The 26,820-nt window shown below is 60.4% G+C and carries 22 protein-coding genes; 19 read left to right on the top strand and 3 right to left on the bottom strand.

The features are described from left to right. Window positions 1–9 precede the first annotated feature (9 nt). Complete coding sequence (locus tag AM571_RS09770; RefSeq protein WP_074063154.1) at window positions 10–726, top strand: ABC transporter ATP-binding protein; 717 nt, start codon at window positions 10–12, stop codon at window positions 724–726. Further along, window positions 716–1,924, top strand: a complete 1,209-nt coding sequence (locus AM571_RS09775; protein WP_074061228.1) for an ABC transporter permease — start codon at window positions 716–718, stop codon at window positions 1,922–1,924. Before AM571_RS09770 ends, AM571_RS09775 begins: the two co-directional genes overlap by 11 nt. A 47-nt stretch (window positions 1,925–1,971) precedes the next feature. Here AM571_RS09775 and AM571_RS09780 read toward each other — a convergent pair whose 3' ends face one another. Further along, a complete protein-coding gene (locus tag AM571_RS09780) occupies window positions 1,972–2,865 on the bottom strand; it encodes a dihydrodipicolinate synthase family protein (protein WP_074061229.1) in 894 nt (297 codons plus the stop codon). Window positions 2,866–2,960: 95 nt separating this feature from the next. On the opposite strand from AM571_RS09780, the gene AM571_RS09785 reads away from it, so the two are divergent. Beyond that, complete coding sequence (locus tag AM571_RS09785) at window positions 2,961–3,575, top strand: GntR family transcriptional regulator (RefSeq protein ID WP_074061230.1); 615 nt, start codon at window positions 2,961–2,963, stop codon at window positions 3,573–3,575. Window positions 3,576–3,625: 50 nt separating this feature from the next. On the opposite strand, the gene AM571_RS09790 is transcribed toward AM571_RS09785, so the two are convergent. Further along, complete coding sequence (locus tag AM571_RS09790) at window positions 3,626–4,438, bottom strand: ferredoxin--NADP reductase (protein WP_074061231.1); 813 nt, start codon at window positions 4,436–4,438, stop codon at window positions 3,626–3,628. A gap of 244 nt (window positions 4,439–4,682) precedes the next feature. Between AM571_RS09790 and pcsA the strand changes: the two genes are divergently transcribed. From pcsA to AM571_RS09860, 14 genes are all read left to right on the top strand, one after another. Then, window positions 4,683–5,411 carry a phosphatidylcholine synthase gene (gene pcsA / locus AM571_RS09795; RefSeq protein ID WP_074061232.1) on the top strand — a complete coding sequence of 243 codons (729 nt, stop codon included), beginning with the start codon at window positions 4,683–4,685 and terminating at the stop codon, window positions 5,409–5,411. A 9-nt stretch (window positions 5,412–5,420) separates the two neighbouring features. Further along, window positions 5,421–6,401 (top strand): quinone oxidoreductase family protein, encoded by a 981-nt coding sequence (locus AM571_RS09800; RefSeq protein ID WP_074061233.1) that lies wholly within the window; start codon window positions 5,421–5,423, stop codon window positions 6,399–6,401. Between the two features lie 51 nt (window positions 6,402–6,452). Next, on the top strand, window positions 6,453–8,018 hold the full coding sequence (locus AM571_RS09805; RefSeq protein ID WP_155774482.1) for an ABC transporter ATP-binding protein: 1,566 nt from the start codon (window positions 6,453–6,455) through the stop codon (window positions 8,016–8,018). After that, on the top strand, window positions 8,008–9,105 hold the full coding sequence (locus AM571_RS09810) for an ABC transporter permease (RefSeq protein ID WP_074061235.1): 1,098 nt from the start codon (window positions 8,008–8,010) through the stop codon (window positions 9,103–9,105). Before AM571_RS09805 ends, AM571_RS09810 begins: the two co-directional genes overlap by 11 nt. Further along, on the top strand, window positions 9,102–10,019 hold the full coding sequence (locus AM571_RS09815) for an ABC transporter permease (RefSeq protein ID WP_074061236.1): 918 nt from the start codon (window positions 9,102–9,104) through the stop codon (window positions 10,017–10,019). The genes AM571_RS09810 and AM571_RS09815 overlap by 4 nt, the downstream gene beginning before the upstream one ends. A gap of 48 nt (window positions 10,020–10,067) precedes the next feature. Next, on the top strand, window positions 10,068–11,141 hold the full coding sequence (locus AM571_RS09820) for a BMP family ABC transporter substrate-binding protein (RefSeq protein WP_074061237.1): 1,074 nt from the start codon (window positions 10,068–10,070) through the stop codon (window positions 11,139–11,141). Between the two features lie 145 nt (window positions 11,142–11,286). Continuing rightward, entirely contained in the window at window positions 11,287–12,249 is a 963-nt protein-coding gene (gene ytfQ, locus AM571_RS09825) for a galactofuranose ABC transporter, galactofuranose-binding protein YtfQ (protein ID WP_074061238.1), read from the top strand. Between the two features lie 116 nt (window positions 12,250–12,365). Then, window positions 12,366–13,889 (top strand): galactofuranose ABC transporter, ATP-binding protein YtfR, encoded by a 1,524-nt coding sequence (gene ytfR / locus AM571_RS09830; protein WP_074061239.1) that lies wholly within the window; start codon window positions 12,366–12,368, stop codon window positions 13,887–13,889. Further along, complete coding sequence (locus AM571_RS09835; protein ID WP_074061240.1) at window positions 13,886–14,902, top strand: ABC transporter permease; 1,017 nt, start codon at window positions 13,886–13,888, stop codon at window positions 14,900–14,902. Before ytfR ends, AM571_RS09835 begins: the two co-directional genes overlap by 4 nt. Beyond that, complete coding sequence (gene yjfF / locus AM571_RS09840) at window positions 14,899–15,867, top strand: galactofuranose ABC transporter, permease protein YjfF (RefSeq protein WP_074061241.1); 969 nt, start codon at window positions 14,899–14,901, stop codon at window positions 15,865–15,867. The genes AM571_RS09835 and yjfF overlap by 4 nt, the downstream gene beginning before the upstream one ends. An 11-nt stretch (window positions 15,868–15,878) precedes the next feature. Further along, the gene (locus AM571_RS09845) at window positions 15,879–16,631 is read left to right on the top strand and encodes a FadR/GntR family transcriptional regulator (RefSeq protein ID WP_074061242.1); all 753 of its coding nucleotides are present in this window, start codon (window positions 15,879–15,881) and stop codon (window positions 16,629–16,631) included. 76 nt (window positions 16,632–16,707) lie between these two features. Next, complete coding sequence (glmU, locus tag AM571_RS09850; protein WP_074061243.1) at window positions 16,708–18,072, top strand: bifunctional UDP-N-acetylglucosamine diphosphorylase/glucosamine-1-phosphate N-acetyltransferase GlmU; 1,365 nt, start codon at window positions 16,708–16,710, stop codon at window positions 18,070–18,072. Window positions 18,073–18,166: 94 nt separating this feature from the next. Next, window positions 18,167–19,993, top strand: a complete 1,827-nt coding sequence (glmS, locus tag AM571_RS09855; RefSeq protein WP_074061244.1) for a glutamine--fructose-6-phosphate transaminase (isomerizing) — start codon at window positions 18,167–18,169, stop codon at window positions 19,991–19,993. Between the two features lie 116 nt (window positions 19,994–20,109). Further along, window positions 20,110–20,841: a DUF502 domain-containing protein gene (locus AM571_RS09860; RefSeq protein ID WP_074061245.1), complete on the top strand. Its 732-nt coding sequence runs from the start codon at window positions 20,110–20,112 to the stop codon at window positions 20,839–20,841. On the opposite strand, the gene recG is transcribed toward AM571_RS09860, so the two are convergent. Continuing rightward, window positions 20,797–22,902 carry an ATP-dependent DNA helicase RecG gene (recG, locus tag AM571_RS09865; protein WP_074061246.1) on the bottom strand — a complete coding sequence of 702 codons (2,106 nt, stop codon included), beginning with the start codon at window positions 22,900–22,902 and terminating at the stop codon, window positions 20,797–20,799. The genes AM571_RS09860 and recG overlap by 45 nt on opposite strands. A gap of 91 nt (window positions 22,903–22,993) precedes the next feature. Between recG and AM571_RS09870 the strand changes: the two genes are divergently transcribed. Next, window positions 22,994–23,311 carry a succinate dehydrogenase assembly factor 2 gene (locus AM571_RS09870; protein ID WP_074063155.1) on the top strand — a complete coding sequence of 106 codons (318 nt, stop codon included), beginning with the start codon at window positions 22,994–22,996 and terminating at the stop codon, window positions 23,309–23,311. Next, the gene (gene mfd, locus AM571_RS09875) at window positions 23,308–26,814 is read left to right on the top strand and encodes a transcription-repair coupling factor (RefSeq protein ID WP_074061247.1); all 3,507 of its coding nucleotides are present in this window, start codon (window positions 23,308–23,310) and stop codon (window positions 26,812–26,814) included. The genes AM571_RS09870 and mfd overlap by 4 nt, the downstream gene beginning before the upstream one ends. Window positions 26,815–26,820: the final 6 nt, after the last annotated feature.

Consider the following 26,820-nt stretch of genomic DNA (forward strand, 5'->3'; position numbering starts at 1 on the left):
GGGCGAATGATGACCAGTCCGCCGCTTCTCGAATTCAGGCAGGTATCGAAGATCTACGGTCACGGCGAGGCGGCGATCCGCGCGCTCGACCATGTCGATCTGCGGATTGGGATCCATCAATTCGTCGCGATCATGGGTCCATCGGGCTCGGGTAAGTCGACAGCGATGAATATCCTCGGCTGCCTCGATGTTCCGAGCGCCGGCGACTACGTCTTCCAGGGCATTTCGACGACCGGTTTCGATCGAAATCAGCTAACGCTGCTGAGACGCCATATGCTGGGCTTCGTTTTCCAGGGGTTCAACCTTCTCGCGCGGACATCGGCGGTCGAGAATGTAGAGTTGCCGCTGATCTACCGCGGTGTCGCAGCGGGCGAGCGCCACCGGCGCGCCAAGGAAGCGCTTGGCTTGGTCGGACTTACGGGGCGCGAGCACCATAAGACGCAGGAGCTTTCCGGCGGCCAGCAGCAGCGCGTGGCAATCGCCCGCGCGATCGTCACCGAACCAGCCCTGTTGCTTGCCGACGAGCCGACCGGCAATCTCGACACGAAAACCAGCGCCGAGATCATGGATCTGATGACGCGGCTGAACCGGGAGCAGGGCATCACGATCGTCATGGTCACGCATGAACCCGACATCGCGGCCTATGCACAGCGCATCCTCCGTTTCGTCGATGGAAAGCTCGAAGCCGAGGTCGTGCATCAGGGCGGGGCGGATCATGTTTCTTGAAACGCTGAAACTTGCGCTGCGCGCCATCAGCCGCAACATCCTGCGTTCCTTCCTTACCGTGCTTGGCGTCGTCATCGGCGTTGCCGCCGTTATCGCATTGGTGACGATCGGCAACGGTACCACCGAGCAGGTCTCCGCGGAGCTCTCGCGGCTCGGGACCAACATGCTCTTCGTGCGTCCGGGCCAGTTCGGTCCGGGGCGCGCGAGCTCCGAGGCGAGACGGTTTACCGTTAAGGATGTCGATGCGATCCGCGATCAGCTAAATGGCCTGCGTGCAGTCGCGCCGCTCAACCAGACGACGGCGACGGCGATCTACGGTGGCCAGAGTCATTCGACTACCGTCATGGGCACGACAAACGACTATTTCATCGCGCAGGACTGGGACATGGCCCTCGGCCGCACCTTCGAGGCGGCGGAAGAGCGCGGGCGCGCGCGCTGCATCCTCGGCGAGACGGTACGATCGCAGCTTTTCGGCGCGGCCAATCCGACAGGGCAGCAGATCCGCGTGGGCAAGGTGTCCTGCGGCGTCATCGGCGTCCTGGCGAAGCGGGGGCAATCGGGCATGGGCAATGACCAGGACGACGTCGTTATCATGCCCGTAAAGATCTATCAGCGCCGGATCGGCGGCAGGGCCAACGCCAATGTCCAGATGATCGTCATTTCGGCGCGCGACGGCGTTTCGACCTCCAAGGTTCAAACGGAGACCGAGAACCTGCTGCGCGAGCGCCGCAAGATCATTCCGGGTCGCGAAGACGATTTCAACGTTAACGACATGACGCAGATTGCCGAAGCCATGACGGGTACGACGACATTGCTGACGGGATTGCTCGGCGCTGTCGCCGCAATCAGCCTTCTGGTCGGCGGGATCGGCATCATGAACATCATGCTAGTGTCGGTCACTGAACGCACGCGGGAGATCGGCATCCGGCTTGCGATTGGCGCATTGGAGACGCAGGTACTGTTGCAGTTCCTCGTCGAGGCAATTGCGCTGTCGCTCTTCGGCGGCATCACGGGCATCGTATTCGGATTAGGCATCGGCTTCACTGCGGTGACGCTCTTGAAGGTTCCCTTCGTCGTGAGCCCGCTGATGATCGCCGTCGCCTTCGTCTTCTCGGCTGCAATCGGCATGATCTTCGGCTATTTTCCGGCGCGAAGGGCAGCGCAGCTCAATCCGATCGAAGCCTTACGGCACGAATGAACAGGCCGGGTGATGCCCGGCCTTGGAACACTCCAAGTGCCGATTGATCAGAACTTCGGCAATTCCGGGCGGTTCGCCAGGGCCTTTTCAATCACGCCGACGACGCGCTGGCGCGGTTCGCCGGAAAGCGGCAGACGAGGGGCGCGGACGCGGTCGTTCGACCGGATGGCGTAGACTTCCGCAAGCTTGATGTTCTGGACGAGGAAGGTCGACACATCGAGGTCGAGCAGCGGCCGGAACCAGCGGTAGATGGCACGCGCTTCATCAAGACGGCCCGCCTGGACGAGCCTATAGATCGCGACCGTTTCCTTCGGGAAAGCGACGACGAGACCCGCGACCCAGCCGTGCGCACCCATCAAGAGGCTTTCGAGCGCCAGGTTGTCGACGCCAGTAAACACATCGAAGCGTTCGCCGAAGGCGTTGAAAACGTCTGTTACGCGGCGAATATCGTCGGTCGATTCCTTCATGGCGACGACGAGATCGTTCTTCGCCAGCTCTTCGAACATCGGGATCGTGACGTCTACGCCATAGGCGACCGGGTTGTTGTAGACCATGATCGGCAGGCCGCCGGCTGCGGCAATTGTCTGGACATGCGTCAGCGTTTCTTCCGGAGCCGATTTGTAGGGCACGCCCGGCAAGACCATGAAGCCGCTCGCGCCGGCCCTTGCTGCGGCCTTGGCGGCAGCGGCGCCGCGCTTTGTCGAGCTTTCGCAGATCGTCATCAATACTGGCTTCGAGCCCGCAGCCGAGCGGGCGACTTTTAGGATTTCCAGTTTCTCTTCCGGCTCGAGCGTCATGTTCTCGCCGAGCGAGCCGCAGACAATGATGCCATCGACACCTGCGTCGGCCTGAAGGCCGAAGCAGCGTTCCATTTCGGCAAGATCAAGCTCGCCGCTCTCAGTGAATTTCGTCGTTACTGCAGGAAATACGCCGCGCCACATGTTCGCCTCCTTGACTCTGATATATCACAGCAGCTTGCCATCCGATTTACGCCGTGTCAATATCTGATATATCACAATGGGGTATGGAACATCGAATGCAGAGTTCACAGAGCCATCTGGCCTATCTAGCACTTGAGCACGCGATTGTGACGCTGGTGTTGAAGCCGGGCGCGCTGGTGACCGAAAAGCAGCTGATCGATATTGCCGGTCACGGCCGTACGCCGGTACGCGAAGCGATCCAGAAGCTTGCCTGGCAGGGCCTCGTCGTCGTGAGGCCGCGGGTCGGGCTGCAGGTGGCGGAGATCAAGCCGGACGATCATGCAAATGTCATGCAGGTGCGCAGGGAACTGGAGCCTATTGCTGCGTCGCTGGTGGCGGAGCATGCGACGGACGAGCAGCGGGGGGAGCTGATCAACTGCGCCCGCACAATGACCAATTGCGCGGTCAACGGCGATCTTGCTGCCTTCTTCGCTGCTGACAAGGCATTCGATGAGCTTCTCGAAGAGGCTTGCCCGAACAGGTTCATCACCGCAGCGCTCGGGCCTGTGCAGACACATTCACGCCGTCTCTGGTATTCGACTGCCACTCCGGATCGGATGGACCGCTCGATCACGCTGCATGTCACGGTTATTCGCGCCATCCAGCAGGGCAAGGCGGAAGAGTCGCGGCAGGCAATGGCGGCCTTGATAGACTATCTCAGCCACGAATGAAAAACGGCCCCCCCGTCTCCGGAGCCGTTCAATCAATAATCCAGAAACCGTCAGCCGACGAAGGCGCGTTCTATGACGAACTCGGCCGGCTTGCTGTTGGCGCCTTCTTCAAAGCCTGCCTTTTCGAGCAGTTCCTTGGTGTCCTTCAGCATGGCGGAAGAGCCGCAAATCATGCCGCGGTCGATTTCCGGGTCGAGCGGCGGAACGCCAAGATCGGTAAAGAGCTTGCCCGAGGAGATCAAGTCGGTAATGCGACCGCGATATTCGAACTCCTCGCGGGTAACCGTCGCATAGTGACGCAGTTTGTCGCCGACGATCTCGCTCAGCAGTTCGTCGTTGCGGATCTCTTCTATCAGATCGAAGCCGTACTTCAGTTCCGCGACCTCGCGCGTCGTGTGGGTGAGGATCACTTCCTCGTATTTTTCATAGGTATCCGGGTCGCGGATAAGGCTTGCGAAGGGCGCGATGCCCGTCCCGGTCGAGAACATGTAAAGCCGCTTGCCAGGCGTCAACGCGTCGAGCACCAGCGTGCCCGTCGGCTTCTTGCGCATCAGAACCTGGTCGCCCGGCTTGATGCTCTGGAGATGCGATGTGAGCGGGCCGTCAGGCACCTTGATCGAGAAGAATTCGAGTTCTTCGGCCCAGGCCGGACTTGCGATGGAATAGGCACGGAAAATCGGCTTGCCATCGACCATGAGGCCAATCATCGCGAATTCGCCGGAACGGAAACGGAATCCCTGCGGCCGGGTCATCGTGAATCGGAAGAGCCGGTCCGTATAGTGCGTGACGCTCAGCACCGTTTCGGCATAGACATTTGCCGGAACGGCGGAGGCGAAATCATCGGTCTTGGCTGGAGCGTTCATTCGGTATCGGATCCCGTATTCGTCGCATGATCGGTCTGATGCGAGGCAAATATTACAAATACGCTGGAAATTAAAGGCATTCCATTCTCTGCGACGCTATCAGTAGGAAATATGCATATCATTGTCATGTATCAACGCCAGCGTGATCTCGTTGTTTTTGCGCTGGCGAAGCGGGGCAAAGGATGCATATTAGGCCAAAACGCTGGCGGCAGGTTTTAAGCGGCGGCAGGCGGTACGGGGAAACATGAAGATTTTCAACTACAAGCGCGTTCCTTATGCAGAAATACGCGCCTTTTCCGTCCACATTTTGACGGCGTCCGGCTCCTTCCTCGCATTTCTCGGCGTGGTCGCCGCTGCCGAACACCGCTTCATCGACATGTTCTGGTGGTTGGGCCTTGCTCTGCTCGTCGACGGCATTGACGGTCCCATCGCTCGCAAGGTACGGGTGAAGGAGGTGCTGCCCAACTGGTCGGGCGACACGCTCGACAATATCATCGATTACGTGACCTACGTACTTCTGCCGGCTTTCGCACTGTACCAGAGCGGCATGATCGGTGAACCCTGGTCTTTTGCCGCGGCCGGCATGATCGTCGTGTCGAGCGCCATTTACTATGCCGATATGGGCATGAAGACCGAGGAGTATTTCTTCTCCGGCTTCCCTGTCGTCTGGAATATGATCGTCTTTACGCTCTTTGTCATCGACGCAAGCGCTGCGACCGCCCTGACGGTGGTGATCGTCTCTGTGATCCTTACCTTCCTGCCAATCAATTTCCTGCATCCCGTGCGCGTCCAGCGTCTCCGCCTTGTCAATCTTGGCGTTTTCTTCTTCTGGTCGGCGCTCGGCATGTATTCGCTGCTGATGCACTTCAGCATGCCTCAATGGGCCATCGTTCTCTTCGTGATCAGCAGTGTCTATCTCTATTGCATCGGTGCTGTCCTGCAGTTCTTCCCGGCGCTTGGACGCAGCCAATAGGAGGCGATTATGACAAAGACGCAGGCGATTGCTTTCAGCCGCAATGGCGGTCCAGAAGTTCTTCAGTATGTCGATGTCGATTTGCCGCCGCCATCGGCCGGCGAGGTGCAGATAAGGCACGCTGCAATCGGCCTCAACTTCATCGACGTGTATTTCCGCGATGGAACCTATAAGGCAGCGCATCTGCCGTTCATCGCCGGGAAGGAAGCGGCGGGCACCGTGATGGCGATCGGACCCGGCGTCGACGATTTCGCAGTCGGCGACAGGGTTGCCTATGCCGGTGCCGACGGCGCCTACAGCGTCGAGCGAAACGTCGAGACCAAGCACCTTGTCAAGGTGCCGGACGGAATCAGTCTGGAAACAGCAGCCGCGATGATGCTGAAGGGCATGACCGCCGAATATCTGCTGAACCGGACATTCAAGGTCGGTCGTGAAACGGTTTTGCTTTTCCATGCCGCCGCCGGCGGCGTCGGCCTCATCGCAGGGCAGTGGGCAAAGACGCTGGGCGCAACCGTGATCGGTACCGTCGGCTCGGAAGACAAGGTGAAGGTCGCGCTCGAGCATGGCTACGATCACGTCATCAACTACAGGACCGATAATTTCCTCGACCGCGTTCGTGAGGTCACCGGCGGCAAGGGCGTGGACGTCGTCTATGACTCGGTCGGCCGCGATACGTTCCCGCAATCGCTCGACTGCCTGAAGCCGCGAGGCATGTTTGTCTCCTTCGGCCAATCCTCCGGCGCTATTGAGAACTTCACAATGGCGATGCTGGCGCAGCGGGGCTCGCTTTATGCAACGAGGCCGACGCTTTTCACCTATATCGCCACGCGCGATGAACTGACCGCCTGTGCAAACGCGCTATTTGATATTGTGCTAAGCAGCAAAGTGCGTATCAATATCAACCAAACCTATCCGTTGCGTGAGGTGGGACGGGCTCACGCGGATCTGGAAACAAGAAGAACTACGGGAACTACGCTGCTGATCCCATAACGATCCGGAACGGAAAGGTCGGCAGAGAGAAATGAGGGGAACGTGTCGTCATTGAATGCGCTGCCGTCCGGTGCGCTACTGTCGGTCCGGAAACTGACGAAGCTCTTCGGCAGCTTTACCGCCTGCAACGAAATCGATCTCGATATCGCTTCGGGCGAAATCCACGCGCTTCTCGGAGAGAATGGCGCAGGCAAGTCCACTCTTGTGAAGATGCTGTTCGGCGTTTTGGAGCCGACGGCGGGCGATATATTCTGGGATGGAAAACCGGTTGCGATTGTTGCGCCTGGAGAAGCCCGCAAGCTCGGCATCGGTATGGTCTTCCAGCATTTTTCGCTCTTCGAGGCCCTGACCGTCGCCGAAAACATCGCGCTGTCGCTCGATGACAAGATTCCGATCGGCCGGATTGCTGAGGAGGCCAGGGCATTGTCGCGCGCTTACGGGCTGCCGCTCGATCCGCATGCCCATGTAGCCGACCTTTCCGTCGGGGAGCGCCAGCGCATCGAAATCGTCCGCGCGTTGCTGCAAAATCCAAAGCTGATCATCCTAGACGAGCCGACTTCGGTTCTGACGCCCCAGGAGGCCGACAAACTCTTCGAAACGCTCTTCAAGTTGAAGGCGGAGGGCCGCTCGGTGCTCTATATCAGCCATCGCCTCGAGGAGGTGCAGCGCATTTGCGATCGCGCAACCGTGCTTCGCCACGGCAGGGTTACCGGTGCCTGCGATCCGAAGCGGGAGACAACCGGTTCCCTCGCCAGAATGATGGTCGGCTCCCACGTGGCGAGCGTGAGTCATCCCGACCGCGGCAATGTCGGGGACGTTCAACTTGCAGTATCGAGCCTTTCAGTTGCTGCGCGCACGCCCTTTGCCACACCGCTCAGGGATGTGTCGCTTGCGGTCCGCTCAGGCGAAATCCTGGCGATTGCCGGCGTTGCCGGAAACGGGCAGGGCGAGCTTTTTGACGCCTTGTCGGGCGAATATCCGGTGGCGCAGCCTGAGGCGATCATGATCCGCAGGAAGCCTGTCGGCACGCAGGGCATCACCGCCCGCCGCCTGCTCGGAGCGGGTTTCGTCCCCGAAGAGCGCCACGGCCACGCCGCAGTTTCAGCCATGAAACTTTCGGATAATGTGGTGCTCGCGCGCAGCCAGTCGGATCGCAGGGCCTTCCTTGGCGGCGGCTTTCTCAAGGTCATCCGGCGCGCAGCGGTGAGGAGTGCGGCAAAACGCATTTCGGAAAGCATGGATGTGCGAAAGAGCGGTGAGGATCCCGCCGCAGGGGCGTTGTCAGGCGGCAATCTTCAGAAGTTCATCGTCGGCCGGGAGCTCGATCGCCAACCGGCGGTCCTCGTTGTCAATCAGCCGACCTGGGGCGTCGACGCGGGAGCTGCGAGCCACATTCGTCAGGCCCTCGTCGATCTCGCACGAGCCGGCTCTGCCGTCCTCGTCATCAGTCAGGACCTCGACGAGATATTCGAAGTCGCAACCGATATCGCCGTCATCTCGGAAGGGCGTCTCTCGCCGCCGTTCCCGGCCGGCGAACTGACCCGCGAGCGGATCGGCATCCTGATGGGCGGTCTGCATGAAAGCAGGCCTGCCGCGGAGGCCGGCGATGCGCATTGAACTCGAAAAACGGCCGCAGGTCTCGAAACTCTTCGGATTCGTTTCACCGCTCCTGGCGCTAGTGCTGACGCTGATTGCAGGCAGCATCATGTTCGCTCTGCTCGGCAAGGATCCGGTGGGGGCGCTGGACGCCTTCTTCGTCGAACCCTTGCTTGAAGTCTGGTCGCTGCACGAACTGGCGATTAAAGCAGCGCCGCTCATCCTCATCGCAGTGGGCCTTTCGGTTTGCTATCGCTCGAACAACTGGAATATTGGTGCCGAGGGCCAGTTCACCATCGGCGCTATCGCAGGCTCGATTCTGCCGATCGTCTTCTACGATTGGCATTCGCCGATTGTGCTGCCGCTGATGCTCATCATGGGCGCCACCGGCGGTGCGCTCTTCGCCGCCATCCCGGCACTCCTGAAAGCTCACTTCAATACCAATGAAATTCTGACCTCGCTGATGTTGGTCTATATCGCCCAGCTTTTCCTCGACTGGCTGATCCGCGGCGCCTGGCGCGATCCGAAGGGTTTCAATTTTCCCGTTTCGCGGGACTTTGCTCCGGAAGCGGTCCTTCCTGCTATTTGGGAAGAGTCGGGGCGCGCGCACTGGGCCTTCGTTCTCGCGATCCTGGCGGCGATCCTCATCTGGTTCATGATGCGTTATACGCTGAAGGGCTTCGAGATCGTGGTGCTTGGCCAGTCCGAACGGGCAGGGCGCTTTGCCGGCTTCTCCTCGAGGCGGATGATCTGGTTCAGCTTTCTGTTGTCCGGCGCGCTTGCCGGTCTCGCCGGCATTTGCGAAGTGTCTGGTTCGATCGGCCACCTGCAGCCGGCCATTTCGCCGGGTTACGGCTTTACTGCGATCATCGTCGCCTTTCTCGGACGCCTCAATCCCCTCGGCATCACTGCCTCCGGCCTAGTGCTGGCGCTCACCTATCTCGGCGGCGAGGCGGCACAACTCTCGATCGGCGTGTCCGACAAGGTGACGCGTGTCTTCCAGGGGCTCCTGCTCTTTTTCGTGCTCTCGTGCGACACGCTGATCTTCTACAGGATCAGGATCGTCTGGTCGCGGGTGCAGGCTGTCACCGGAAAGGTGGCGCAATGATCTTCGAAGCGATATTGCTGACCGTCATCACGGCCGCCACGCCTCTCGTGATCGCTGCATTCGGTGAACTCGTGACAGAGCGCGCCGGTGTCTTGAACCTGGGCGTTGAGGGAATGATGATTATGGGCGCCGTCGGCGCCTTTGCGGCAGCCCAGGCCACCGGATCGCCATATATCGGCCTGCTGGCCGGAATCGCGACCGGCGCAGTGTTCTCGCTTTTCTTCGGCTTCCTGACGCTGACGCTGGTAACCAACCAGGTCGCGACCGGTCTTTCGCTGACGATCCTCGGGCTTGGAGCCTCCGGGATGCTCGGCGAGAGCTATGTCGGCATCCCCGGGATCAAGGTTCCACAGGTCTACATTCCCTATCTTTCCGAGATCCCCTTCATCGGACCGGTGCTTTTCCATCAGGACCTGGTTTTCTACCTGTCGATTGTGCTCGTCATCGGCATCAACTGGTTCCTCTTCAAAAGCCGCAGTGGTCTGAAACTGCGGGCAATCGGCGACAATCACGGTTCGGCACACGCGCTCGGCATCGATGTCATTCGTACCCGCTACCTGGCGGTCATGTTCGGCGGCGCCTGTGCCGGGCTTGCCGGCGCGCAGCTTTCGCTCGTCTATACACCGCAATGGGTGGAAAACATGGCGGCGGGGCGCGGCTGGATCGCGCTTGCGCTCGTCGTCTTTGCGTCTTGGCGGCCATGGCGAGTGCTTGCGGGAGGCTACCTGTTCGGTGCGGTATCGATCGGCCAGCTTCATGCGCAGGCCTTTGGGATAGGCATTCCCTCGCAGTTTCTTTCGATGCTGCCCTATGCCGCGACTATTGTCGTTCTCATCATCATTTCTCATAATCGGCGCACGACGTTGATCAACACGCCGGCATCGCTTGGCAAGGCTTTCGTGCCTGACCGGTGACGCATAACAACAGACGGGTTTCAAAACTCCCAACCAACAGGGGCTAAAATGAAGAAACTAGCACTCGCACTTGCGGCAACCGCTGCGCTTGTCATCAGCGTCGGCTCGACCGCACAAGCCGCAGACAAAACCAAGGTCTGCTTTATCTATGTCGGCACCCGCACGGACGGCGGCTGGACGCAAGCCCATGAAAACGGCCGCCTCGAGGTCGAAAAGGAATTCGGCGACAAGGTCGAAACACCTTACCTCGAAAGTGTTCCGGAAGGCCCGGATGCCGAGCGCGCGATCGAGCGTATGGCCCGCTCCGGCTGCTCGCTGATCTTCACCACCTCGTTCGGCTTCATGGATGCAACCATCAAGGTCGCCCAGAAGTTCCCGAAGGTGAAGTTTGAGCATGCAACCGGCTTCAAGGCAGCGGAGAACGTCGCGACCTACAATTCGCGCTTCTATGAGGGCCGCTACATTCAGGGCCAGATCGCCGCCAAGATGTCCAAGAAGGGGCTGGCTGGCTACATCGCCTCGTTCCCGATTCCGGAAGTGGTGATGGGGATCAACGCTTTCGAACTCGGCGCCAAGTCCGTCAATCCCGACTTCAAGCTGAAGGTCGTATGGGCCAACACCTGGTTTGACCCTGGCAAGGAAGCCGACGCCGCCAAGGCACTGATCGACCAGGGCGTCGACATCTTGACACAGCACACCGACACCACGGCGCCGATGCAGGTTGCCGCCGAACGCGGCATCATGGCTTTCGGTCAGGCATCGGACATGATCAAAGCAGGTCCGAAGACCCAGTTGACGGCAATCGTCGACACATGGGGCGCTTACTATATCAAGCGAACAAGGGCGCTGCTCGAAGGTACCTGGAAGTCTGAACAGATCTGGGATGGCCTGAAGGACGGCATTCTGACCATGGCGCCCTACACGAACATGCCAGACGACGTAAAGAAGATGGCCGAAGAAACCGAGGCCAAGATCAAATCCGGCGAGCTGCATCCATTCACCGGTCCGATCAACAAGCAGGACGGAACGCCGTGGCTGAAGGATGGCGAGAAGGCCGATGATGGCACGCTGCTCGGCATGAACTTTTACGTCCAAGGAGTCGACGACAAACTGCCGCAATAAGATCGCTGTCCTTGGCAGTTGCAAGGCGCTTCCTCTGGGGAGCGCTTTTTTTTCGAGCCGTCGTAAAAATAATAATTTACAAAAGTAATACTATATGATTTTTTCTCTCCTGCGCCGCGAGGAGCGGCATTTGGGAGAGACAATCATGAAATTGAAAAATGCACTTTTGAGTGCCACGGTTCTGGCTGCCTGCATGTTCGGTTCAGCGTCTGCAGCTGAGCTTGTCGTGGGCTTTTCGCAGATCGGGTCGGAATCCGGCTGGCGTGCCGCTGAGACGACGGTGACGAAGCAGGAAGCTGAGAAGCGCGGCGTTGATCTGAAATTTTCGGATGCCCAGCAGAAACAGGAGAACCAGATCAAGGCGCTGCGTTCCTTCGTTGCACAAGGCGTCGACGCGATTTTCCTCGCTCCCGTCGTCGAGACCGGTTGGGACGATGTCCTCAAGGAAGCCAAGGAAGCCGAAATCCCGGTCATCCTGCTCGACCGTACCATCAAGGCTCCGGATGACCTCTATTTGACGGCCGTGACCTCCGACCAGGTTCATGAAGGCAAGGTTGCGGGCGAATGGCTCGTCAAGAATGCCGGCGACAAAAAGTGCAACATCGTCGAGCTGCAAGGCACCACCGGTTCCTCCCCAGCTATTGCCCGCAAGAAGGGCTTCGAGGAGGCGCTTGCTGGCCATGACAACTTCAAGATCGTCCGCAGCCAGACCGGCGACTTCACCCGCGCCAAGGGCAAGGAAGTCATGGAGAGCTTCCTGAAGGCTGAAAACGGCGGCAAGGACATCTGCGCGCTTTATGCCCACAACGACGATATGGCCGTTGGTGGCATTCAGGCGATCAAGGAAGCCGGCTTGAAGCCCGGCAAGGATATCCTCGTCGTCTCGATCGACGCCGTTCCGGACATCTTCCAGGCGATGGCGGCAGGCGAGGCCAACGCGACGGTCGAGCTTACGCCAAACATGGCCGGGCCGGCATTCGATGTGCTTGAGGCCTACCTGAAGGACAAGAAGGAGCCGCCGAAGTGGATCCAGACGGAATCGAAGCTCTATACGCCGGCTGATGATCCGATGAAGGTATACGAAGCCAAGAAGGGCCTCGGTTACTAATTGACACTGTAGCCGCACCGGCGCTCATGGCCGGTGCGGCGCTGCCCGTTCGAACGGGACATCATGCCCGTCAAGTGCAAGGGCATGGGCGGTCAATATCTGGAAAATATCGAGCCATGATTCACGAATTCGAGAACGTTCTCGTCGCGTCCGGAATATCGAAATTCTTCCCCGGCGCCGTTGCGTTGGACAGGGTCGATTTCACGCTTCGCAAGGGCGAGGTCCATGCGCTGCTCGGCGAAAACGGAGCCGGCAAATCCACACTCATAAAATGCCTGACCGGCGCCTATCGCCGCGACGATGGAAGACTGGCGCTCGAGGGCAGCGAGATCGATCCCACAGACACGCTGGCGGCACAGAGGCTCGGCATCGGGACTGTCTATCAGGAGGTGAATCTCCTGCCGAATCTCAGCGTCGCCGAAAACCTTTTCCTTGGCCGTCAGCCGCTGCGTTTCGGCATGATCGACACGCGTGCAATGAACCGGATGTCGCGCGAGCTACTGGCGCAATATGGCCTGGACATCGATGTCACGGCACAGCTCGACCGCTTCTCCGTCGCCGTCCAGCAGGTGATCGCCATTGCCCGTGCAGTCGATCTTTCCGGCAAGGTTCTGATCCTTGACGAGCCGACGGCGAGCCTTGATACGCACGAAGTCGCGATGCTTTTCAATGTCATTAATGACTTGAAGAGACGTGGATTAGGAATTGTGTTTATTACACATTTTTTGGAACAGGTTTACGCGATCAGCGACCGGATCACGGTGCTTCGCAACGGCAGGCTTGTCGGCACCCGGGAAGTGGCGGAACTACCGCGGCAGGCGCTGATCCCGATGATGCTCGGCCGCGAACTGGCACAGACGGAAGAGGCCGCAAAGGAACGCACGACCGTTGCAGGCAGCGTCAAATATCGCTTCGAGGGCTATGGCAAGCGTGGCAAGGTCAAGCCTTTCGATCTCGACATTCGCGTGGGCGAAGTCGTCGGCATAGCCGGCCTGCTCGGTTCGGGACGGACAGAGACGGCAGAACTTTTCTTCGGCATAGAGCATGCCGACAGTGGCAGGGCGGTGATCGATGGCAAGGTCGTGGCGCTGTCGAGCCCGCGCGCTGCGATCAGGCACGGCTTCGGGTTCTGCCCGGAGGACCGCAAGACCGACGGGATTATCGGCGATCTGTCGATCCGCGAGAATATCGCGCTGGCGCTTCAGGCCCGCCGCGGCTGGGCGAGACCGCTATCGCGCGGCGAACAGAACGCTCTTGCGGACCAATATATAAAGGCGCTCGATATCCGCACGACCGACCGCGAGAAACCGATCCGGCTGCTTTCCGGCGGCAACCAGCAGAAGGCCATCCTCGCGCGCTGGCTTGCCACCAATCCCGATTTTCTGATCCTCGACGAACCGACGCGCGGCATCGACGTCGGTGCCCATGCCGAGATCATCCGGCTGATCGAGGAGCTTTGTGCAAAGGGCATGTCGCTGATTGTGATTTCATCTGAATTGGAAGAGCTTGTCGCCTATAGTTCACGCGTCGTCGTCCTTCGCGACCGCGAACACGTTGCCCAGCTTGCTGGGGACCGCTTGACTGCATCCCACGTCATCGACGCGATCGTCGCGGCTGAACAGAAAATGGAGGATGCATGAATTCCTCGCTGAAGGCGCTTTCCATACGCCTGGCACCGCAATTGATTGCGCTGGCCGTCATTCTTTTGTTGAATTTCATCATGTTTCCGCAGTTTTTTAATGTCGTCGTTCAGAATGACCGCCTCTATGGCAGTCTGATCGACGTCCTGAACCGCGGCGCGCCCGTTGCCCTGCTCGCCATTGGCATGACGCTGGTGATCGCGACGAAGGGAATCGATCTTTCCGTCGGCGCCGTCATTGCCATCTGCGGTGCGGTTGCCGCATCGTCGATCGTCTCCGGAAATCCGCTGGCATACACGCTGATCACCACACTCTGCGTCGGGCTGCTATGCGGTGTTTGGAACGGCTTTTTGGTGGCGATCCTGAATATCCAGCCGATCATCGCCACGCTTGTGCTAATGGTCGCCGGACGCGGCATCGCGCAGTTGATCACCGAAGGGGTGATCATGACCTTCAATGATCCGGGTCTGATATTTTTCGGTAGCGGCTCCTTTGCGTTTTTGCCGATGCCCGTCGTGATCTGGCTGATCGCGGGCGCGTTGGTAATCCTGCTCGTCAGGCGGACCGCACTTGGAATGCTGATTGAATCGGTCGGGATAAATCGCCGTGCCAGCACGCTTTCAGGGGTTCGTACGCCCGTTCTTTTGATGGCGGTCTATATGCTGAGCGCGCTCTGTGCGGCGATCGCCGGCATTATCGTGGCCGCCGACATCAAGGGTGCTGATGCCAACAATGCCGGTCTCTGGCTGGAGCTCGATGCGATCCTTGCGGTGGTCGTTGGCGGTAATTCTCTCCTTGGCGGGCGCTTCAGCATCCTCGGCTCGCTGATCGGGGCAATGATCATCCAGGCAGTCAATACCGGTATCCTGCTGTCCGGTTTCCCACCGGAATTCAACCTGATCATCAAGGCCGTGATCGTCCTGATCATTCTCATCATCCAGTCGCCTGCGCTGCAATCGGCCGCAGTCTTCTTCAGCCGCAAGCCGGAAGCCAGAGCGGAGCTGTCGAAATGAACTCCAGATACCTGCCGCTCCTGGCAACCATCGTCATCTTCGTCCTTTCCTATGCTGCCTGCGCGCTGCAGTACCCGAACATGCTCTCGACCCGCGTCGCCGGCAATCTGTTGACCGACAACGCTTTCCTGGGAATAGCCGCGGTCGGCATGACCTTCGTCATCATTTCGGGTGGTATCGATCTTTCGATCGGCTCGGTCATCGCCTTTACCGGCGTGTTCCTTGCCGTCGTGCTGCGGGACACCTCAATTCATCCGCTTGCAGCCTTTGCGTTGGTTCTCGCCATCACCACCGCCTTCGGTGGACTGATGGGCGCGGTGATTCATTACTTGAAGATGCCGGCTTTCATCGTGACGCTTGCAGGCATGTTTCTGGCACGCGGCATGTCCTATGTGCTTTCGATCGACAGTATCCCCATCGACCACGATTACTATTCGACGCTGACCGGCATTTACTATCGGTTGCCGGGCGGCGGACGCCTGACGCTGGTCGGCGGGGTCATGCTGCTGGTTTTCATCGCCGGCGTCTTCATCGCCCATCGCACCCGCTTCGGAGCGAATGTCTACGCGCTCGGCGGCGGCGTCCAGACGGCGGAGTTGATGGGTGTGCCGGTCGGCCCGACGACCATCCGGATCTACGCGCTCTCTGGCTTTTTGGCGGGCCTATCCGGAATCGTTTTTTCGCTCTATACGTCTGCCGGATATTCTCTGGCGGCGGTCGGTGTCGAGCTTGACGCCATCGCGGCGGTGGTCATTGGGGGGACACTTCTGACCGGGGGGGCAGGATTCGTAGCGGGAACCTTCATCGGTCTCCTGATACAGGGGCTCATTCAGACATATATCACCTTCGACGGGACGCTCTCGAGCTGGTGGACGAAAATCCTGATCGGCCTTTTGCTATTTGCGTTTATCCTGATGCAAAAGGCCATCCTGTTCTTGTCCAGTTTGAACAAGAGGTACGCCTGACGGAGGACTTGTTGCGCAACCGATTGCTTGAGACACGAAGGACCGGTCGGAAGACCCGCACGAGCCACGCGCAGGTCGTGGACGAGCTTGGCAAGGCCATCGTTGCCGGAACCTATCCGGTCGGCTCGATTTTGCCCGGTGACGTCGAGCTTGCCCAGCGCTTCAAGGTCTCCCGCACCGTCCTTCGCGAAACGATGAAGACGCTTGCAGCCAAGGGAATGGTTGTTGCCAAGGCCCGTGTCGGCACGCGTGTGACGGAGAAGAACCTCTGGAACATGTTCGACAGTGAGATCATCGCCTGGCACTTCGACCACGGCGTCACCGAAGAATTCCTGCTTCAACTCTACGACATCCGCCTGGCGGTGGAACCTTTCGCCGCGGGCCTTGTGGCAGAACGTGCAAACGCCGATGACATCGCGACGCTGCGTGCACTGGCGCTCGATATGGCTGCGCCCGGTCACACGACGGAGAGCCTTGCGCTCGCCGACCTGAGATTCCATCTCGCTGTCGCGGATGCTTCCCACAACCCATTCATGCGCACGCTCGGAAGTTTGATCGAGGCCGCCCTCGTAGGCATGTTCCGACTCAGCACGCCGCCATCGCAGAACGGTTTCGCCAACATTGCCGACACGCATATGCGCATTGTCGATGCGATCGTCGCCGGCGACGTTGCCGGCGCCCGCAAGGCGATGGAAGATGTTATCGTTGAAGGCCGCGAACAAGTGCGTGACGCCTATGCGGCCTTCTCCGAGGTTTCCGCCTGATCTAATTTGATCTTTGTCGCAGCTTCGCCTTGCTGCTATGAGGCAGAGCTGAACAACGGATTCCCGGAGCTGCCCCATGGAACGCACCTGCCTTGCCGTCATTCTTGCCGCCGGCGACAGTACACGCATGAAATCCTCGAGATCGAAGGTGCTGCATCCGGTCGCCAACCGGCCGATGATCGCACATGTCGTGGACGCCGTGGCGAAGGCCGGCATTTCGTCGGTCGCTCTCGTTGTCGGTCGTGATGCCGACGAGGTCTCGAGGGCCGCCAGAATCGGGGGCGTCGAGGTCGAGGCACACTTGCAAAAGGAGCGCCTCGGAACTGGACATGCAGTTCTTGCAGCACGCGAAGCGATTAGCCGCGGCTATGACGATATCCTGGTAACCTATGGGGATGTCCCGTTGCAGACCGAGGGGCCGCTGAAGGCGGCGCGCCAGAAACTGGCGGAGGGCAGCGACATCGTCGTCATCGGCTTCCATACGAGCAAGCCCACAGGCTACGGCCGGTTGCTCGTCAAGGATGGCGAATTGTTTGCGATCCGCGAGGAGAAGGATGCGACCGATGCGGAGCGCGCCGTCACATGGTGCAATAGCGGCCTGATGGCGATCAACGGCCGCAAGGCGCTCGATCTTCTTGCGCGCGTTGGAAACGGCAATGCCAAAGGCGAGTACTATCTCACGGACCTCGTCGAGATTGCCCGCTCGCTCGGCGGTCGGGTAACGGCCGTCGATGCGCCGGAAGTGGAAATGACAGGCTGCAACAACAGGGCCGAGCTCGCGGCGATCGAACGGTTCTGGCAGGAGCGCCGCCGCCACGAATTGATGATCTCCGGCGTAACGATGATCGCCCCCGAAACCGTTTTCCTGTCCCACGACACGGTGATCGGCCAGGACGCGCTGATCGAGCCGAACGTCGTTTTCGGTCCGGGCGCGGTGATTGACGGCGGCGCGGTGATTCATGCTTTCTCCCATATTGAAGGCGCGCATGTGAGTGCCGGTGCGACGGTCGGCCCCTTTGCACGCCTGCGGCCGGGCGCCGATCTCGGCGAGAGATCGAAGGTCGGCAACTTCTGCGAAGTGAAGAACGGGCAGATCGGTGAGGGCGCCAAGGTCAATCATCTGACCTATATCGGTGATGCGGTCATCGGTGCCGGGGCCAATATCGGCGCGGGCACGATCACCTGCAATTATGACGGCGTGAACAAGCACGAGACCCGAATCGGCGCCAACGCCTTCATCGGCTCCAACAGCGCGCTGGTTGCTCCGGTCAGCATTGGTGACAGCGCCTATATTGCGTCGGGCAGCGTCATCACCCACAATGTTCCTGCCGAGGCGCTCGCTTTCGGCCGGGCGCGCCAGGAAATGAAACCGGGGCGCGCCACGTCGATCCGCGAGCGCGCACAGGCGATCAAGGCCGCAAAGCAAGCCAAGGCTGAGTAACGGCCGGAAATCGAAAGTGACCGGCTGACCGATTGAGAAACAACAGAAAATCGCTAGGACTTGCTCGTTATTTTCGAAGCGTTGGGGATTGTTCATGTGCGGTATTGTGGGGATCGTCGGCAGTCAGCCGGTCGCGGAACGTTTGGTCGATGCGCTGAAGCGGCTCGAGTATCGGGGTTACGATTCGGCGGGCGTCGCGACGATCCACGGTGGCGTGATGAGTCGCCGCCGCGCCAAGGGCAAGCTCTTCAATCTCGAGAAGTGCCTCGACCTCGAGCCGCTGCCCGGTACGACCGGCATCGCCCATACGCGCTGGGCAACGCACGGCGTTCCGAACGAGACGAATGCGCATCCGCATTTCGTCGAGGGCGTGGCGGTCGTTCACAACGGCATCATCGAGAATTTCTCGGAGCTTCGTGACGAGCTCAACGCGGATGGTGCCGTATTCGAAAGCCAGACCGACACCGAAGTCGTTGCCCACTTAATGGCGAGATACCTGCGCGAAGGACTTGAGCCCCGCGCTGCAATGCTGAGGATGCTGAACCGCGTGACAGGCGCCTATGCGCTGGTCGTCATGCTGCAAAGCGATCCGGGCACGTTGCTGGCAGCGCGCTCCGGCCCGCCCCTTGCCATCGGTTTCGGCAATGGCGAAATGTTCTTGGGCTCGGATGCAATCGCTCTATCGCCCTTTACCAACGAAATCACCTATCTCGTGGACGGCGACTGCGCGGTCATCACCCGCGACGGTGCGACCATCGTCGATTTCTCCGGAAACCCGCTAAACCGCCCGCGGCAGATATCGCAGGCGACGGCCTATGTCGTCGACAAGGGTAACCATCGTCACTTCATGGAGAAGGAAATTTATGAGCAGCCGGAAGTTATCTCCCACGCGCTCAGCCACTATATGAACTTTGCCGAGAACACGATTGGGTCCAATGCGTCGGAGATCGATTTCAAATCCATCAGCGGCCTCGCGATCTCGGCCTGCGGCACCGCCTATCTCGCCGGTCTGATCGGAAAATACTGGTTCGAGCGCTACGCTCGTCTGCCGGTCGAGATCGATGTCGCCTCGGAATTCCGCTATCGCGAAATGCCGCTGCAGCCGTCGCAGGCGGCACTTTTCATCTCGCAGTCCGGGGAAACTGCGGACACGCTGGCCTCGCTCCGCTACTGCAAGGACAACGGTCTGAAAATCGGCGCCGTGGTCAATGTGCAGGAATCGACGATCGCGCGCGAATCCGATGCCGTCTTCCCGATCATGGCCGGTCCTGAAATCGGAGTTGCTTCGACGAAGGCGTTCACCTGCCAGCTGGCAGTCCTCGCGTCTCTGGCGATCGGCGCGGGCAAGGCGCGCGGCACCGTAAGCGCCGATGAGGAAAAGGGGCTCGTCCGGCAGCTTGCCGAAATGCCGCGCATCATGAGCCGCGTGCTGAACCTCGTCCAGCCGCAGATGGAAAGTCTCTCGCGCGAACTCTCCAAGTGCCGCGACGTGCTTTATCTCGGCCGCGGCACCAGCTTCCCCCTCGCGATGGAAGGTGCGCTGAAGCTCAAGGAAATTTCCTACATCCATGCGGAAGGGTATGCGGCGGGCGAATTGAAGCACGGCCCGATCGCGCTGATCGACGAGAACATGCCGGTCATCGTGATCGCGCCTTACGACCGGTTCTTCGAAAAGACCGTTTCGAATATGCAGGAAGTCGCAGCCCGCGGCGGCCGGATCATCTTCATCACCGACGAAGCAGGTGCTGCTGCCTCCAAGCTGCCGACATTGGCGACGATCGCGCTTCCGAACGTCCCTGAGATCATCGCGCCGATGATCTTCTCGCTGCCGATCCAACTGCTCGCCTACCACACCGCCGTCTTCATGGGCACGGATGTCGACCAGCCACGAAACCTCGCAAAATCGGTCACGGTTGAGTGAATCGGAAAGCCGCCTGAAGGCTTGTGAAAGGGGCCGAATTCTGGCAGCTTCGTTCCAGGTGCGGGGGTGCGCGTGATCACGACAGCCGGTAGATTCAAGGGAGTTCATCGCGAGCGATGACGCACAAACTGCCCCGATTGCCGATAGCGACCCGCATGAGAAACAACTTCCTCGCGGGCCTCATCATCTGTGCTCCGATTGCGATCACGCTGTGGCTGACGTGGTCCGTCGTCCGGTGGGCCGACAGCTGGGTGAAACCCTACATTCCGGCGCGCTACGACCCGGACAGCTACCTGAACTTCGCAGTACCCGGCTCCGGCCTGGTGATCGCCATGATCTTCATCACCATCATCGGTTTTCTCGGCAAGAACCTTATCGGCCAGACAATCGTGCAGTTCGGCGAGTCGGTGGTACGGCGCGTGCCGCTGGTGCGCAGCATCTACAAGAGCGTGAAGCAGATATTCGAGACGGTGCTGGAGGAACGCAGCAATTCCTTCAAGAAGGTAGGCCTCATCGAGTATCCGAGCCCAGGCCTTTGGGCGCTGGTGTTCATCGCAACGGATGCAAAGGGCGAAATTGCTTCGAAGTTCAATGCGATGGGCCAGGATATGGTGAGCGTGTTTCTGCCGCCGACGCCAATACCGACCGCCGGCTTTTTGATCTTCGTGCCGCGCGAAAAGATCGTCGTGCTCGACATGAGTGCGGAGGACGGCGCCAAGCTGCTCGTCTCCGGCGGCCTCGTAGCGCCAGACTTTCCGGCCAAGCCGTCCAAGGAACCGGCGGTTCCGGGAAAACCGAGACTTTTAGCCCGCGCGAAGAAAGCGGATCGCTTCGTCGCGCCGGAATAAATAGAGCAGGGTGCGGAACGCGAAACCGCGTTCGCTCGTGAGTTCCGGGTCGCGCTCGATCGCATAGGCGGCATCCCTTCGGGCGATCTCCAGAAGATCGGCGTGCGCTTCGAGGCTCGCGATCCGGAAACCGGGCGTGCCGGATTGGCGGGTGCCGAGCAGTTCGCCTTCGCCGCGCAGCTTCAAGTCTTCTTCTGCGATCCGGAAGCCGTCCTCCGTTTCCCGCATGATTGACAGACGCGCATGACCGGTCTCGCCGAGCGGACCTTTGTAGAGCAGGATGCAGGTCGATGCTTCGTCACCGCGTCCGACGCGGCCGCGAAGCTGATGGAGCTGCGCGAGACCGAAGCGTTCGGCATGCTCGATCACCATGATCGTCGCATCCGGCACGTCGACGCCCACTTCGACGACAGTCGTCGCCACCAGCAGCCTGAGTTCGCCGTTCTTGAACGCCATCATCACGGCGTCTTTCTCCGCTCCGCTCATGCGGCCGTGGACGAGGCCGATGCCGGGACCGAGCGTCGAGACCAGCGTCGCATGCCGCTCTTCGGCTGACATGAGATCGAGCTCTTCGGATTCCTCGACCAGCGGGCAGATCCAATAGGCCTTCTTGCCTTCGGCAAGCGCGCTTTGCAGCCGCTCTATGATTTCCCCGGTCCGTTCGCTCGGTATCGTGATCGTCTGGATCGGTTTGCGGCCGGCAGGTTTCTCGGTGAGCTTGGAGACATCCATGTCGCCGAACGCGGCGAGCACCAGCGTGCGCGGAATGGGAGTTGCCGTCATCACCAGCATGTGCGGGGAAATGCCCTTGGCCGTCAGCCGCAGCCGCTGGTGAACGCCGAAGCGATGCTGCTCGTCGACGACTGCCAGCATGAGCTTTTTGTAATTGACGCTCTCCTGGAAGAGCGCATGCGTGCCGATGATGACTTGGGCTTCGCCGGAAGCGATGCGTCCGAGGATATCGTCGCGCTCACGTCCCTTGGTGCGGCCCGTCAGTACCTCGATAGCGAGACCAACAGAAGCGGAGAATTTTGAGATCGTCGCATGGTGCTGACGGGCGAGAATCTCGGTGGGAGCCATCAGAACGGCCTGTCCGCCACACTCGATCACCGCGGCCATGGCCATCAGGGCCACCAGCGTCTTACCGGAGCCGACATCGCCCTGCAGCAGCCGCAGCATGCGGTCTTCGCCAGCCATGTCCTTCAGGATGTCGGCGATTGCTTCCATCTGGCTGCGCGTGGGCGAAAAGGGCAGCGTCTGCAGGATCCTGCCGCTGATTTCGCCGGTGGCATGGACCGGCTGCCCAGCGACCTTGGTAAGCCGTTGGCGTACCAGCGCCAGCGACAACTGTCCGGCGAGGAACTCGTCATAGGCAAGCCTTCGCCGGGCAGGGGCTTGCGGATCGACGTCTGTCGGATCGCGCGGTTCATGCAGCATACGGAAACTGTCGGCGATCGAAGGCAGCCCCTGTGCCTGCGCCAGTGAAAGATCGATCCATTCCGGCAGTTCCGGCATTCGCAGCACCGCCGCCTCGATGATCTTGTGCAGCGTCTTCGGTGAAAGCCCGGCGGTCAGCGGGTAGACCGGCTCGACGAGCGGCAGGCTCTCCGTATCGCCTGCCTTTACGATGTAGTCCGGATGCACGATCGTTGCCCGACCGTTAAACCAGTCGATCTTGCCGCTGACGGTGACCTCCTCGTCGATCGGAAGCTGTTTGTCCAGCCACGCGGCCTGTCCGCGGAAGAAGACGAGGCTGAGTTCGCCAGTCTCGTCGTGCAGGAAGACGCGGTAGGGAATATTGCTCTTGCCCCTCGGCGGGGGCTGGTGCCGGTCGACCCGCGCGGTGATCGTCACGATCGAACCTTGCGGCGCGCGCGCAATTTTCGGCTGGTTGCGCCGATCGATCAGCGAATGCGGCGCATGGAAGAGCAGGTCGATGATCCTTGTGTCGTCCGGTGTCTCGCGTCCAAGCAGCTTCACCAGCAGCTCGGCAATCTTCGGGCCGACGCCCGAAAGAGCCGAAACGGGGGAAAACAGCGGATCGAGGATGGTGGGGCGCATGCTGCAAAATGCGATGAAGAATAGGGCATTGGCAAGGCTGACAAGCCGCTTTCGAGGGGCTATAGAGGCGCATCAACAGGAAGGTGATGCCATGACAGGTGTGACACTCTCGAGTGCCGGTCTCGACCCGCGCCGCCGCCGCATATTGTTCCGCTGTTGGCATCGCGGGCTGCGCGAGATGGATCTGGTCTTCGGCCAGTTCGCCGAAGCCGAGGTGGCGACGCTGTCGGAAGCTGAGCTCGATGAGCTCGAAACCATAATGGGCGAGGAAGACAACGACCTTCTGCGCTGGGTTATGGGCACGTGGCCCATCCCGGAGCGCTTTCAAACGCCAATGTTCCAACGCCTCGCAGCCTTCAAGCCGGATTTCGAATACCCGGCCGACCCCGCATCCAGGAAGCCGGAATGATCCCAGGATTTGATGCAAGCAAGCTTGCCGCCGTTGCCGAGCCTCTGACGATCGGCAATGTGCCGTCCGGCCTGGAACCGCTCCTGCTCGCCGAATTGGCACGCGCTGGCGGACCGGTCGCCTACGTGCTTTCCGACGGGCAGCGCATGGCCGACCTGGAGCAGATGCTCGGCTTTGTAGCTCCCGACATTCCGGTTCTTACGCTGCCCGCCTGGGACTGCCTGCCCTACGACCGCGTTTCGCCCAGCGCCGACACCTCGGCCCGCCGCCTGGCGGCACTGAGCGGCCTGATCGCCCATCGAAAGAAGCCGCATGCGGCAATCGTGCTCGTTACCGTCAACGCAATGCTGCAGAAGGTGGCGCCCCAAAATGTGATCGAGAGCCTGGCATTTTCGGCCCGTCCAGGCAACCAGGTGCGCATGGACGACCTCGCCGGGCGGCTGGAACGCAATGGTTTCGACCGGGTCGCGACGGTGCGCGAGGTGGGCGAATATGCGGTGCGCGGTGGCATCCTCGACGTTTTCGTTCCGGGCTCCGAAGAGCCGGTCCGCCTCGATTTCTTTGGCGATACTCTGGAGAGCATCCGCAGCTTTGATCCGGCAAGCCAGCGTACGACCGGGCAGGTGCGTTCTCTCGATCTCAATCCGATGAGCGAAGTGACGCTGACGCCGGATACAATCAGCCGCTTCCGCAAGAATTATCTCTCGGCCTTTGGCGCGGCGACCCGCGACGATGCGCTTTATCTCGCCGTTTCCGAAGGGCGTCGCTATCCCGGCATGGAGCACTGGCTGCCGCTCTTTTACGAGAATCTGGAGACTGTGTTTGATTACCTGAAGGGTTTTCGGCTGGTCGCGGATCATACCGTGCGTGAGGCCGCAGAAGAGCGCTCCAAGCTCGTGCTCGACTATTTCGACGCCCGCCTGAACTCAGGCCGGCAGGTCAAGGGCCAGATGGCCCAGGGAACGCCCTACAAGCCTGTGACGCCGGGTCAACTTTATCTCGACAGCCAATCCTTTGCGAAGGTTCTGGATGCGTTGAACACCATGCGGATTTCACCCTTCAACGAGCACGAGGGCGAGGCCAGGCGCGTCGTCAATATCGGTGCGCGCCAGGGCGAGCGTTGGGCGCGGGCGAATGTTGAAGGCGGCGGCAATACCGAGCGCGTCAACATCTTTGATGTCGTCGTCAAGCATATCGCCGAAAGGCGCGCAGGCGGCGCGAAGGTTCTCATTACCGCCTGGACGGAGGGTTCGCTTGAACGCCTGCTGCAGGTGCTGAACGAACATGGCCTAGAGCGCGTCAAGCCGGTCGAAACATTGAAGGCCGTCGATCAGCTGGACAGGGGCGAGGCGGCAGCAGCCGTGCTCAGCCTCGAGTCGGGCTTCGAGACCGGTGACCTCATCGTCATCGGCGAGCAGGACATTCTCGGCGACCGCATGGTTCGCCGCACCAAGCGCCGCAAGCGCGCTGCCGACTTCATTTCGGAAGTTGCAGGTCTCGACGAGGGTTCGGTCGTCGTTCACGCCGAACACGGCATCGGCCGTTTCGTCGGCCTGAAGACAATCGAGGCGGCCGGCGCCCCGCATGCGTGCCTGGAGCTGCAATATGCCGATGACGCCAAGCTTTTCCTGCCGGTCGAAAACATCGATCTGCTGTCACGCTATGGCGGTGAGGGAACCGAAGCTCAGTTGGACAGGCTCGGCGGCGGCGCATGGCAGATGCGCAAGGCGAAACTCAAGAAGCGCCTGCTCGACATGGCTGACGCTCTGATCCGGATTGCGGCCGAGCGTTTGACCCGGCACGCGCCGGCGCTGACGACACAGGAAGGGCTCTACGACGAGTTTGCGGCGCGCTTCCCTTACGATGAGACGGAAGATCAGGACAATGCCATTGAGGCGGTGCGCGGCGACCTTGCCGCCGGGCGCCCGATGGATCGCCTCGTCTGCGGCGACGTCGGGTTCGGCAAGACGGAAGTTGCGCTGCGGGCCGCCTTCATCGCGGCGATGAATGGCATTCAAGTTGCCGTCGTCGTACCGACAACGCTGCTTGCCCGCCAGCATTTCAAGACCTTTATGGAGCGCTTCCGTGGCCTGCCGGTGCGTATACAGCAGGCCTCGCGCCTTGTCGGTGCCAAGGAACTCGCCCTTACGAAGAAGGAGGTAGCCGAGGGCAAGACCGATATCGTCGTCGGAACGCACGCGCTGCTCGGTGCCGGCATTAAATTCGCCAATCTCGGCCTCCTTATCATCGACGAGGAGCAACATTTCGGCGTGAAGCACAAGGAACGCCTGAAGGAGCTGAAGAGTGACGTCCACGTGCTGACACTTTCGGCAACGCCGATCCCGCGCACACTGCAGCTCGCGATGACCGGCGTCCGTGAGCTGTCGCTGATCACTACACCGCCGGTCGACCGCATGGCGGTGCGCACATTTATTTCGCCTTTCGACAGCCTCGTTATCCGCGAGACGCTGATGCGCGAGCATTATCGCGGCGGCCAGAGCTTCTACGTCTGTCCTCGCTTGGCGGACCTCGAGGACGTGCATGCCTTTCTGCGGTCGGATGTTCCCGAGTTGAAGGTTGCAGTCGCCCATGGCCAGATGCCGGCGGGCGAACTCGAAGACGTCATGAATGCCTTCTACGAGGGCCGCTACGACGTCTTGCTTTCGACGACGATCGTCGAATCCGGCCTCGATGTCCCGACAGCCAACACGCTGATCGTCCACCGCGCCGACATGTTCGGTCTGGCGCAACTCTATCAGCTGCGCGGCCGCGTCGGCCGCTCGAAGGTCCGCGCTTTCGCGCTGTTCACGCTGCCGGTCAACAAGGTGCTGACGGCAACCGCCGAGCGTCGCCTCAAGGTGTTGCAGTCGCTGGATACGCTCGGCGCCGGCTTCCAGCTCGCCAGCCACGACCTCGATATCCGCGGGGCTGGTAACCTTCTCGGCGAGGAACAATCGGGCCATATCAAGGAAGTCGGCTTCGAGCTTTACCAGCAGATGCTTGAAGAGGCGGTCGCTGAGGTGAAGGGCGTGGACGAAATTCAAGATACCGGCTGGTCGCCGCAGATTTCGGTTGGGACGCCTGTGATGATCCCGGACGGCTATGTGCCGGACCTCCATCTGCGCATGGCGCTCTATCGTCGCCTCGGCGAGATCACCGAGCTCAAGGAAATAGATGCCTTCGGCGCCGAAATGATCGACCGATTCGGTCCGATGCCGATCGAGGTGCAGCACCTTTTGAAGATCGTCTACATCAAATCGCTTTGCCGCGTCGCCAATGTTGAAAAGCTGGACGCCGGCCCGAAGGGCGTGGTCGTCCAGTTCCGAAACAAGGAATTCCCGAACCCGGCAAACCTGGTCGGGTATATCGCCAAGCAGGGCACGATGGCGAAGATCCGTCCGGACCACAGCGTGTTTTTGACCCGCGACCTGCCGACGCCGGAAAAGCGGCTGCAGGGCGCGGCCGTCGTCATGACGCAGCTGGCCGAATTGGCAAAGCCGTAGGGCCGG

Origin of the sequence: Rhizobium etli 8C-3 (genome assembly GCF_001908375.1) — a bacterium.
Classification (GTDB): Bacteria; Pseudomonadota; Alphaproteobacteria; order Rhizobiales; family Rhizobiaceae; genus Rhizobium; species Rhizobium etli_B.

What these genes read in the sequence shown, in the direction of transcription:
- AM571_RS09770 (WP_074063154.1), top strand. Translation starts at nt 10, where the DNA reads ATGACCAGTCCGCCGCTTCTCGAATTCAGGCAGGTATCGAAGATCTAC.
- AM571_RS09775 (WP_074061228.1), top strand. Translation starts at nt 716, where the DNA reads ATGTTTCTTGAAACGCTGAAACTTGCGCTGCGCGCCATCAGCCGCAAC.
- AM571_RS09780 (WP_074061229.1), bottom strand. Translation starts at nt 2,865, where the DNA reads ATGTGGCGCGGCGTATTTCCTGCAGTAACGACGAAATTCACTGAGAGC.
- AM571_RS09785 (WP_074061230.1), top strand. Translation starts at nt 2,961, where the DNA reads ATGCAGAGTTCACAGAGCCATCTGGCCTATCTAGCACTTGAGCACGCG.
- AM571_RS09790 (WP_074061231.1), bottom strand. Translation starts at nt 4,438, where the DNA reads ATGAACGCTCCAGCCAAGACCGATGATTTCGCCTCCGCCGTTCCGGCA.
- pcsA (WP_074061232.1), top strand. Translation starts at nt 4,683, where the DNA reads ATGAAGATTTTCAACTACAAGCGCGTTCCTTATGCAGAAATACGCGCC.
- AM571_RS09800 (WP_074061233.1), top strand. Translation starts at nt 5,421, where the DNA reads ATGACAAAGACGCAGGCGATTGCTTTCAGCCGCAATGGCGGTCCAGAA.
- AM571_RS09810 (WP_074061235.1), top strand. Translation starts at nt 8,008, where the DNA reads ATGCGCATTGAACTCGAAAAACGGCCGCAGGTCTCGAAACTCTTCGGA.
- AM571_RS09815 (WP_074061236.1), top strand. Translation starts at nt 9,102, where the DNA reads ATGATCTTCGAAGCGATATTGCTGACCGTCATCACGGCCGCCACGCCT.
- AM571_RS09820 (WP_074061237.1), top strand. Translation starts at nt 10,068, where the DNA reads ATGAAGAAACTAGCACTCGCACTTGCGGCAACCGCTGCGCTTGTCATC.
- ytfQ (WP_074061238.1), top strand. Translation starts at nt 11,287, where the DNA reads ATGAAATTGAAAAATGCACTTTTGAGTGCCACGGTTCTGGCTGCCTGC.
- ytfR (WP_074061239.1), top strand. Translation starts at nt 12,366, where the DNA reads ATGATTCACGAATTCGAGAACGTTCTCGTCGCGTCCGGAATATCGAAA.
- AM571_RS09835 (WP_074061240.1), top strand. Translation starts at nt 13,886, where the DNA reads ATGAATTCCTCGCTGAAGGCGCTTTCCATACGCCTGGCACCGCAATTG.
- yjfF (WP_074061241.1), top strand. Translation starts at nt 14,899, where the DNA reads ATGAACTCCAGATACCTGCCGCTCCTGGCAACCATCGTCATCTTCGTC.
- glmU (WP_074061243.1), top strand. Translation starts at nt 16,708, where the DNA reads ATGGAACGCACCTGCCTTGCCGTCATTCTTGCCGCCGGCGACAGTACA.
- glmS (WP_074061244.1), top strand. Translation starts at nt 18,167, where the DNA reads ATGTGCGGTATTGTGGGGATCGTCGGCAGTCAGCCGGTCGCGGAACGT.
- AM571_RS09860 (WP_074061245.1), top strand. Translation starts at nt 20,110, where the DNA reads ATGACGCACAAACTGCCCCGATTGCCGATAGCGACCCGCATGAGAAAC.
- recG (WP_074061246.1), bottom strand. Translation starts at nt 22,902, where the DNA reads ATGCGCCCCACCATCCTCGATCCGCTGTTTTCCCCCGTTTCGGCTCTT.
- AM571_RS09870 (WP_074063155.1), top strand. Translation starts at nt 22,994, where the DNA reads ATGACAGGTGTGACACTCTCGAGTGCCGGTCTCGACCCGCGCCGCCGC.
- mfd (WP_074061247.1), top strand. Translation starts at nt 23,308, where the DNA reads ATGATCCCAGGATTTGATGCAAGCAAGCTTGCCGCCGTTGCCGAGCCT.